This window comes from Pseudomonas sp. AC229, assembly GCF_979254655.1.
This window is the reverse complement of record NZ_CEEDHK010000011.1, coordinates 225,101-235,036: the sequence shown is the minus strand read 5'-3', so window position 1 is coordinate 235,036 and position 9,936 is coordinate 225,101. Positions and strand designations below refer to the sequence as shown.

The 9,936-nt window shown below is 60.0% G+C and carries 10 protein-coding genes; 9 read left to right on the top strand and 1 reads right to left on the bottom strand.

Annotation, left to right across the window (positions count from 1 at the left end; all coding sequences use genetic code 11):
- The coding region (locus AC0IW7_RS16870; protein ID WP_471819538.1) for an invasin domain 3-containing protein at nt 1-1,191 on the top strand (1,191 nt) is incomplete at its 5' end.
- Between the two features lie 175 nt (nt 1,192-1,366).
- On the opposite strand, the gene AC0IW7_RS16865 is transcribed toward AC0IW7_RS16870, so the two are convergent.
- Nucleotides 1,367-2,362 (bottom strand): sulfate ABC transporter substrate-binding protein, encoded by a 996-nt coding sequence (locus tag AC0IW7_RS16865; RefSeq protein WP_471819536.1) that lies wholly within the window; start codon nt 2,360-2,362, stop codon nt 1,367-1,369.
- Nucleotides 2,363-2,596: 234 nt separating this feature from the next.
- Between AC0IW7_RS16865 and AC0IW7_RS16860 the strand changes: the two genes are divergently transcribed.
- From AC0IW7_RS16860 to desA, 8 genes are all read left to right on the top strand, one after another.
- The gene (locus AC0IW7_RS16860; protein ID WP_463384446.1) at nt 2,597-3,235 is read left to right on the top strand and encodes a peroxiredoxin; all 639 of its coding nucleotides are present in this window, start codon (nt 2,597-2,599) and stop codon (nt 3,233-3,235) included.
- A gap of 85 nt (nt 3,236-3,320) precedes the next feature.
- Nucleotides 3,321-3,914, top strand: coding sequence for an NADPH-dependent FMN reductase (gene ssuE / locus AC0IW7_RS16855; RefSeq protein WP_471819534.1), 594 nt, complete (start codon nt 3,321-3,323; stop codon nt 3,912-3,914).
- A 212-nt stretch (nt 3,915-4,126) separates the two neighbouring features.
- Entirely contained in the window at nt 4,127-5,092 is a 966-nt protein-coding gene (locus AC0IW7_RS16850) for a sulfonate ABC transporter substrate-binding protein (protein WP_122497700.1), read from the top strand.
- A 72-nt stretch (nt 5,093-5,164) separates the two neighbouring features.
- Nucleotides 5,165-6,349 (top strand): FMNH2-dependent alkanesulfonate monooxygenase, encoded by a 1,185-nt coding sequence (ssuD, locus tag AC0IW7_RS16845; RefSeq protein WP_471819532.1) that lies wholly within the window; start codon nt 5,165-5,167, stop codon nt 6,347-6,349.
- A 1-nt stretch (nt 6,350) separates the two neighbouring features.
- Complete coding sequence (gene ssuC, locus AC0IW7_RS16840; RefSeq protein WP_471819530.1) at nt 6,351-7,142, top strand: aliphatic sulfonate ABC transporter permease SsuC; 792 nt, start codon at nt 6,351-6,353, stop codon at nt 7,140-7,142.
- A complete protein-coding gene (gene ssuB / locus AC0IW7_RS16835) occupies nt 7,139-7,960 on the top strand; it encodes an aliphatic sulfonates ABC transporter ATP-binding protein (protein WP_471819529.1) in 822 nt (273 codons plus the stop codon). Before ssuC ends, ssuB begins: the two co-directional genes overlap by 4 nt.
- 43 nt (nt 7,961-8,003) lie before the next feature.
- Entirely contained in the window at nt 8,004-8,219 is a 216-nt protein-coding gene (locus AC0IW7_RS16830; RefSeq protein ID WP_056842174.1) for a TOBE domain-containing protein, read from the top strand.
- Between the two features lie 499 nt (nt 8,220-8,718).
- Complete coding sequence (gene desA, locus AC0IW7_RS16825) at nt 8,719-9,906, top strand: delta-9 fatty acid desaturase DesA (RefSeq protein WP_471819527.1); 1,188 nt, start codon at nt 8,719-8,721, stop codon at nt 9,904-9,906.
- Nucleotides 9,907-9,936: the final 30 nt, after the last annotated feature.

Genomic DNA, 9,936 nt, shown 5'->3' with positions numbered 1-9,936 from the left:
ACAATGACCGTCACTGCTTTGCCTACTGCGATTGTCGCCGACGGCGCAAGCACATCGTCTATCAGCGCCGCTGTGGTAGATGCCAACGGCAACGCCGTCGGTGCTGGTGTGAGCGTTACCTGGGGTACCAGCGCTGGCGTGTTGTCGGGCACATCGTCTACCACCAATGCAAGCGGTGTAGCGACGATTACCCTCACCAGCGCAACCACTACCGGCCAAGCTACTGTGACAGCCGCAATTGGTTCGGTGACTGATACCGCTGAGGTTGATTTCACTGCCGGTGCAGCAAGTGCAATGGAAGTAACCGCTTCGCCTGAATCAATTGAAGCGAACGGCACCAGCACGTCGACCCTTAGCGCCACGGTTAAAGACGCTAACGGCAACCTGGTATCCGGCCAAACCGTAAGCTGGAGCACCAGCGCAGGTACGTTGGCGAGCAATTCGTCCACTACTGATGCAAGCGGTGTAGCGACGATTGAACTGACCAGTTCCACTACGCTTGAAAAAGCCACTGTGACAGGCGCAATTGGTTCTGTGACTGATACCGCTGAGGTTGTTTTCAGCGCCGGTGCGCCAGCCACAATCGATCTCATTGCTTCGCAAGCTTCACTTGAGGCGTCTCACAAAACGACGACTATTACCGCTACGGTTAAAGACGCTAACGGCAAATCGGTCGGTGCAGGGGTGACTGTAACTTGGACGACCGACCTCGGAACTCTGAATGGAAACACTGCGCTTACAGCAACTTCTACCACCAACAATGATGGTGTTACGACAGTCACATTAGATAGTGGTACGAAGGCCGGCACTGCGACGGTAACGGCGCAAAGCGGCGCAGCCAACCAACCGCTGACCGTGAAGTTTGTTGCCGGGGATGTTTCATACGGCGACCTCACTGCCTCGCCGACCAACATCTTGCACGACGGGGTAAGCACTTCAACCATCACTGTTCAACTCATGGACGCTTTCGGGAACCCTTTGGGCGCTGGCCATAACGTGACATGGTCTGTGGATAACTTTTTAGGCGCAGCCGGTACTCTTTCCAGCCCTACGGCAACCACTGATGCAGACGGTGTGGCCACGGTGGTCTTTACGAGTCCGACCAAGGCGGGTTGGACCCGGTTACTCATGACAACTCCGAAAGCCTCTGGCTCGCCGGTTACGGGGTATGTCGCTGTGATGTACCCTTAACAAGCACGCTTGACCTGCTAGAACAACGCCGCCTCCCTTAGGGTAGGCGGCGTTTTAGTTCCTCCCGGTCCGGGGCGACCGCTTCGCTCCTCGTGATGCGTTTCGATTTCGCAAAACTTCCTCACCACAAAAAAGCCCGGCGCAATGCCGGGCTTTTTCATTACGCCAGCCGCACTTACTGCCCGCTGTAAACCTGATCAAACACCCCACCATCATTAAAGTGAGTCTTCTGAATCACTGGCCACTCACCAAACGTTTTAACCACCGGCAAGAAATCCACCCTTGGGAACCGGTCGGAGAACTCGGCAAGAACCTTGGCGTTGCGTGGGCGCAGGTAGTTGTTGGCGGCGATGCGCTGGCCTTCCTCGGACCACAAGTAGTTCAGATACGCCTCGGCCTCTTTGCGGGTGCCTTTCTTGTCGACCACTTTGTCGACCACTGCCACCGGCGGCTCGGCTTCGGCCGATACGCTTGGGTACACCACTTCGAAGCTGCCACGACCGAACTCACGGGCGATCATTTCCGCTTCGTTTTCGAAGGTCACCAGCACGTCGCCGATGTTGTTTTGCATGAACGTGGTGGTCGCGGCACGGCCGCCGGTGTCGAGCACGGGGGCTTGTTTGAACAGCTTGCCGACAAATTCGCGCGCGGCTTTTTCATCGCCGCCTTGCTTGAGCACATAACCCCACGCGGACAGGTAGGTGTAGCGGCCGTTGCCCGAGGTTTTCGGGTTCGGCACAACCACTTCTACGCCGTCTTTGAGCAGGTCTGGCCAGTCTTTCAGGGCTTTCGGGTTGCCCTTGCGCACGATGAATACCGTCGCAGAGGTGAAGGGCGCGCTGTTGTCCGGCAGGCGCGTGGCCCAGTTTTCCGGAATCAGGTTGCCGTTGTCGTGCAATGCGTTGATGTCGGTGGCCATGTTCATGGTGATCACGTCGGCCTGCAGGCCATCGATTACCGCGCGCGCCTGTTTGCTCGAACCACCGTGGGACATCTGCAACGTCAGCGCCGGGTTGCCTTCGGCTTGCCAGTGCTTCTGAAACGCGGCGTTGTAGTCTTTGTAGAAGTCGCGCATCACGTCATACGAAACGTTCAGCAGCGTGGCGGCCTGCACGCTGGACGCCAGGGCCAGGCCGGCGGCGAGCAGGGAGGTGGTGAGCAATCGCTTCATCGAGTAATTCCTAAGTCCTGAGTCCATGGGCAAATGAGTCAACCGGCGGATGATAAAAGCATCGGTTTATTCTGATAAAGAATAATTGCTTCCTTGCTTATGCCATACATCCGGCAAGCCGATTGAATCTCATATTCCATAAACATATAAATAAATTGTTATTTATTCTTTTTAATTTGATCGTCGCCTGAGCATAGTGAGCCCCACGCATCGACATGCACCAGGAGCTGCACCATGAGCCTAAGACTCGGCGACATCGCCCCCGACTTCGAACAAGACTCTAGCCAAGGCCGCATTCGTTTTCACGAGTGGCTGGGCAATAGCTGGGGCGTTTTGTTTTCTCACCCCGCTGACTTCACCCCGGTTTGCACCACTGAGTTGGGCTTTACCGCCAAGCTCAAAGACCAGTTCGCCGAGCGCGGCGTCAAGGTCATCGCCCTGTCGGTAGACCCGGTTGATTCACACCTGAAGTGGATCGACGACATCAACGAAACCCAGAGCACGCTCGTCGGCTTCCCGATCATTGCCGATGCCGACCGCAAAGTGTCGGGCCTGTACGACCTGATTCACCCCAACGCCAACGACACCCTCACCGTGCGTTCGCTGTTCGTGATCGACCCGAACAAAAAGGTGCGCCTGACCATCACCTACCCGGCCAGCACGGGCCGCAATTTCAACGAGATTCTGCGGGTAATCGACTCGCTGCAACTCACCGACAACTACAAAGTCGCCACTCCGGCCAACTGGCAGGACGGTGATGAAGTGGTGATCGTGCCGTCGCTGCGTGACGAAGACGAAATCAAGCAGCGCTTCCCCAAAGGCTACCGCGCGGTGAAACCGTACCTGCGCCTGACCCCTCAACCCAATCGCTGATACCGAGCAGCAGTTACTACCTGAGCGCGCTTGAGCCTCGAGGCAGCGGCCTCCAGCAACAAGTCGGCAAGGCAAGGAGTAAGCAATGTTAGTGGTTTCGTTGAGCGGCAGTCCTAGCCAGAGATCCCGTAGTGGAATCTTGTTGGAGCGCTCGCAGCGTTGGCTGCAACAGCATGGCGTGGAAGTGGTGAGCTATCGAATTCAGGACTTCAACGCCGAAGAATTACTGCACGCCCGCTTCGACAGCCCGCAGATTCAAACACTGCAAGCCCACGTGGCGGCGGCGGACGGTCTGTTGATTGCGACGCCGGTGTACAAAGCCTCGTTTTCCGGTGCGTTGAAGGTGCTGCTGGACCTGCTGCCCGAACGCGCCCTTGAACACAAAGTGCTGCTGCCGTTCTCCACGGGCGGCAGCAAGGCGCACATGCTCGCCGTGGATTACGCCCTGCGTCCGGTGCTTACCGCACTGAAGGCGCAAGAGGTGCAGCACGGTGTTTTTGCTGACGACAGCCAGATCGCCTACGGCGAAAACGGCGCGCCCGCGCAACTGGCGGCCAGTCTGGAGCAACGGTTGAACGAAGCGCTGGAGCAGTTCCACAGCGCCCTGGCCCGCCGGCCAAAACCCCTGGACCCGAATGTGCTGAACCAGCGGTTGCTGGCGGCGAACTGGAGTATTTGAGGTGTAGCTCCCCTCGCCCGCTTGCGGGAGAGGGGCTGGGGGAGAGGGGCCGTTAAAAGCTCCCTCTCCCCAACCCTCTCCCCAAGGGAGAGGGGGACGATTACCCAGTCCGCTCCAATGGAGGGGGGCATTAAAAAACCACACATCATCAGCCTTACTCACCCGCCAACGGGCAAGCAGGCGACACCACTTGAACAGCAAAGGAGAGCGCCATGCGCCCAGTTACTTTGCGTCGGAGTCTGGTCGCCCTGTTTGTTGCGGCCACAGCTTTCGGCGCCATCAGCCAAGCACAAGCCGAAACCCTGCGAATCGGTTATCAGAAGTACGGCACCCTGGTGCTGCTCAAAGCCAAGGGCACCTTGGAGAAACGTCTGGCCGAGCAAGGCGTAGACGTTAAATGGACCGAGTTCCCCGGCGGCCCACAGCTGCTTGAAGGCTTGAACGTCGGCTCGGTCGACTTCGGCGTAACCGGCGAAACCCCGCCGGTGTTTGCCCAAGCCGCCGGCGCGGACCTCACCTACGTCGCCTACGAGCCGCCCGCGCCGCTGAGCGAAGCGATCCTGGTGCCGAAAGATTCGCCGATCAAATCGGTGAAAGAACTCAAGGGCAAAAAAGTGGTGCTCAACAAGGGCTCCAACGTGCATTACCTGCTGGTGCGCGCGCTTGAAGATGCCGGCCTGAAATACAGCGATATCGACGTTGCCTTCCTGGCGCCCGCCGACGCCCGCGCCGCTTTCGAGCGCGGCAGTGTCGACGCCTGGGTCATCTGGGATCCCTTCCAGGCTGCCGCCGAAAACCAGTTAGGCGCGCGCACCCTGCGTGACGGCAAAGGCCTGGTGGATAACCACCAGTTCTATCTGGCCACCAAACCCTACGCGCAGAAAAACCCGAAAGTGATTGCCGCTCTCATCGATGAAGTGCGTGCAGTGGGCGAAGACTCCAAAGCCGACCCGCAGGCCGTCACCGATCAGGTCGCGCCGCTGCTGGGCCTGTCGAAGGAAATCACCCTCACCGCGGTGAAACGCCAAGGCTACGGCGCGCATTTCATTACCCCGGAAGTGGTCACCGCGCAGCAGAAAATCGCCGACACCTTTTACCAACTCAAGCTGATTCCCAAGCCCTTGAGCATCAAGGACGTGATCTGGACGCCGCCCGCCAGCGTGGCCACCGCCCAGTAATTACAGCGCCGTTACCAAACCCCATTGCAGCATCCCTCCCCGGTTGGGGAGGGCACTAAGGAGACAACTCCCATGAGCTTGAACATTTTCTGGTTTCTTCCCACCCACGGCGACGGTCATTACCTTGGCACCGCTGAGGGCGCTCGCGCGGTCGATCACGGCTACCTGCAACAGATTGCCCAGGCGGCTGACCGCCTCGGTTTCGGTGGCGTGTTGATTCCAACGGGGCGGTCCTGCGAAGACTCCTGGCTGGTAGCCGCTTCGTTGATTCCGGTGACCACCCAACTCAAATTTCTTGTCGCGCTGCGCCCGGGCATTATTTCGCCCACCGTGGCGGCGCGTCAGGCGGCGACCCTGGACCGTCTGTCCAACGGCCGCGCCTTGTTCAATCTGGTGACCGGCGGCGACCCCGACGAACTGGCCGGTGACGGTCTGTTTCTGAGCCACGAAGAACGCTACGAAGCCTCGGTTGAATTCACCCGCATCTGGCGCCGCGTGCTGGAAGGCGAAACCGTGGACTACGACGGCAAGCACATCAGCGTGAAGGGCGCCAAGTTGCTCTATCCGCCGCTGCAACAACCGCGTCCGCCGCTGTACTTCGGTGGCTCGTCAGGCGCCGCCCAAGACCTCGCCGCCGAGCAGGTGGAAATGGTTCTGACCTGGGGCGAGCCGCCAGCCGCCGTCGCCGAGAAAATTGCCCAGGTGCGCGAGAAAGCCGCCAAGCATGGCCGCACCGTGCGCTTTGGTATCCGCTTGCATGTGATTGTGCGTGAAACCAACGAAGAGGCATGGGCCGCCGCAGATCGCCTGATCTCCCACCTGGACGACGACACCATCAAGCGCGCTCAGGCCTCGCTCGCGCGCTTCGACTCCGTTGGCCAGCAGCGCATGGCCGCGTTGCACAAAGGCAGCAAAGACAACCTCGAAGTTAGCCCCAACCTGTGGGCCGGCGTTGGCCTGGTGCGCGGCGGTGCCGGCACGGCGCTGGTGGGCGATGGCCCGACCGTGGCGGCACGGGTGAAGGAATATGCCGACCTGGGCATCGACACCTTTATCTTCTCTGGTTATCCGCACCTGGAGGAGTCGTACCGCGTCGCCGAGCTGCTGTTCCCGCACCTGGACGTGGCGCGCCCGCAACGCCCGGAAGGCGCCAGTTACGTCAGCCCATTTGGCGAGATGATTGCCAACGACGTGCTGCCGAAATCGGCCAGCGACGCCAAGAGCTTGGCGAGCAAGCTCGCTCCTACGGGAGCTTGAAATGAAAGCCGGGCATAACATCCTTAACCGCCTTGCGCCGTTCGTGCTGCCGGTGGCGCTGTTGGCGATCTGGCAATTGGCGGTGGTCGCCGGTTGGCTGTCGACGCGCATTCTGCCGGCGCCGAGCGCGGTATTCGACGCGGCAGTGGCGCTGATCAGCAGCGGCGATATCTGGCACCACCTGGCCATCAGCGGCTGGCGCGCCGGTATCGGCTTTCTAATTGGCGGCAGCATCGGCCTGACCTTGGGCTTTATCACCGGGCTGTCGAAGTGGGGCGAACGCTTCCTCGACAGCACGGTGCAGATGATTCGTAACGTGCCACACCTGGCGCTGATTCCGCTGGTGATCCTGTGGTTCGGCATCGACGAGTCGGCAAAGATTTTTCTCGTCGCCCTCGGCACCGTGTTCCCCATTTACCTCAACACCTACCACGGCATTCGCAACGTCGACCCGGCGCTGGTGGAGATGGCGCGCAGCTACGGGTTGTCGGGCTTCGGCCTGTTCCGTCAGGTGATTCTGCCGGGCGCCTTGCCCTCGATTCTGGTCGGTGTGCGTTTTGCCTTGGGCTTTATGTGGCTGACCCTGATCGTGGCCGAGACCATTTCGGCCAGCTCCGGCATCGGCTACCTGGCCATGAACGCCCGTGAGTTTCTGCAAACCGATGTCGTGGTGGTGGCGATTCTGCTCTACGCCTTGCTGGGCAAACTGGCCGACACCACGGCGCGTGGCCTGGAGCGCGTGTGGCTGCGCTGGCACCCGGCTTACCAAGTTAAGAAAGGCGGTGCCGCATGAACGCATTCAACGCAAATCACGTGGCGCCGCAGCACCTCAAGGGCGGCATTCCGCTGGCGGTGCGCGGCCTGCATAAAGCCTTCGGCGAGCGCGAGGTGTTGCACAACATTGAGCTGCTAATTCCGGCCGGGCAGTTCGTTGCCGTGGTCGGCCGTAGCGGCTGTGGCAAAAGCACCTTGCTGCGCCTGTTGGCGGGGCTCGACACGCCCAGCAGCGGCGCCTTGCTCGCCGGTTCGGCGCCGCTCAGCGAAGCCCGCGAAGACACGCGCCTAATGTTCCAAGACTCGCGCCTGCTGCCCTGGAAGCGGGTGATCGACAACGTCGGCCTGGGTCTTAGCGGCGACTGGCGTCCCCGTGCCCTGGAAGCGTTGCAGGCCGTTGGGCTTGCCGAACGCGCCCACGAATGGCCGGCGGCGCTGTCAGGCGGGCAGAAGCAGCGCGTTGCCCTGGCGCGCGCGCTGATTCATCAGCCACGTTTGCTGCTGCTCGACGAACCGCTGGGCGCCCTCGACGCGTTGACCCGCATCGAAATGCAGCAACTGATCGAAAGCCTCTGGCAGAAACACGGCTTCACCGTGCTGCTGGTGACCCACGACGTCAGCGAAGCGGTGGCGATTGCCGACCGCGTGATTCTGATTGAAGACGGCCACATCGGCCTCGACCTGCCGGTACACCTGGCCCGCCCGCGGCAGCGGGGCTCAGCGCGCCTGGCTGCGCTGGAAGCCGAAGTGCTCAACCGCGTGCTGGAAATACCTGCCGGCCCACCGCCACCCGAACCGGTTTCACCCCTGCCCACGCAATTGCGCTGGGCGTTGTAAGCAACTCACTCGACGTAACTACTCACGTATCAGGAGAAACACCATGACCATTAAAGCGATCAACGTCCGCAACCAATTCAAAGGCACCATCAAGGAAATCGTACTGGGCGACGTGTTGTCGGAAATCGACGTACAAACCGCCTCCGGCATCGTCACCTCCGTCATCACCACCCGCTCGGTCAAAGAGCTGGAGTTGGGCGTGGGCAGCGAAGTAATTGCGTTCGTGAAATCCACTGAAGTGTCGATTGCCAAGCTGTAAGTGCGATGTGGCAATAAGGGTACCGCCGGTATCCAACCTCATCACCGTCATCCCCGCGCAGGCGGGAATCCAGAATGTCAGGGCAAGCACCTCTAACTGCAAAGACTCTGGGTTCCCGCCTGCGCGGGAATGACGACCGTTGAAATTTGGCCCACCTCCGTAGGTTGGGTCGGTCCGCGTTGGGTGAGCGCAGCGAAGCCCGACTTAAATCCTTCTCCCGCAACCCCTCGCCGTCATGACGAGCGGGCCTCAGCATTCGCGGTACACAGCCGATTAATTCCTCAGGTGCGCATTCGGTGTTCTCGGCGAGCGCTGGCGATGCGCATTTTGGCCGTGCTCACCAGCCGTCTTTCTCAGAATTGATCGCCAGCCGTACAGAGCACCCCGAAATTGAACATATTTTGATCTAAGTGCAGGGTGGTTTTCTCACACTGCTTAGAGATAATGCCCACGCCAGGTTGATCCAACCGGCGTTCACTTTTCCGAGGTAGCTCCATCTATGTGGTACAACGGTTTTCTCGACCTGTCTGCCTGGCAGGTTCTGGCGGTTACCTTGCTGATGACCCACGTGACGATTGTGTCCGTGACGGTTTATTTGCATCGCTATTCCGCACACCGCTCGTTGGAACTGCACCCTGCGCTCAAGCACTTCTTCCGTTTCTGGCTGTGGATGACCACCGGCCAGAACACCCGTGAATGGACCGCCATTCACCGCAAACACCACGCCAAATGCGAAACCGCTGACGACCCTCACAGCCCGGTCATCAAAGGTTTGTCCACCGTGCTGCGCAAAGGCGCGGAACTGTATCGCGCTGAGGCCGAAAACCCCGAAACGCTGCGGATTTATGGCAAGAACTGCCCCGAAGACTGGATTGAGCGCAAGGTGTACTCGCGCTTCCCGTTGGGCGGTATCGCCATCATGGCGGTGATCGACCTGGCGCTGTTCGGCGCGCTGGGTATCACCGTGTGGGCCGTGCAGATGATGTGGATTCCGGTGTGGGCCGCCGGTGTTATCAACGGTTTGGGCCACGCCGTCGGCTACCGCAACTTCGAATGCCGCGATGCCGCCACCAATCTGGTGCCGTGGGGCATTTTGATCGGCGGCGAAGAGCTGCATAACAACCACCACACCTACCCGAACTCGGCGAAGCTGTCGGTTCGCAAGTGGGAATTCGATATGGGCTGGGCCTGGATTCAACTGTTCAGCTTCTTGCGCCTGGCCAAAGTGCAGCGCGTGGCGCCGATTGCTCATCGGGTGACGGGCAAAGGCTACTTGGACATGGACACCGCCATGGCCATTCTCAACAACCGCTTCCAGATCATGGCCCAGTACCGCCGCGCCGTTATTGCGCCGCTGGTGAAGCTGGAACTGGCCAAGGCCGACGCTTCGGTGCGGGCCAAATTCCACCGCGCCAAGCGCTTGTTGTCGCGTGAGACCAGCCTGCTGGAAGAGCGTCATCACCTGCGTATTCAAGCCATGCTGGAGCAAAGCCAGGCGTTGAAAGTGATCTATGAAAAGCGTCTGGCGCTGCAGCATATCTGGGTGAAAACCAGCAGTAACGGCCACGACATGCTTGAGGCGATGAAGCTCTGGGTGCACGAAGCAGAGGCCAGCGGCATTCAGTCGTTGCGTGATTTTGCGGAGCACCTCAAAACCTACTCGTTGCGCCCGGCAAACGCGCTGTAAACAGGCTATAACTGCGCCATAGAGCGCCGA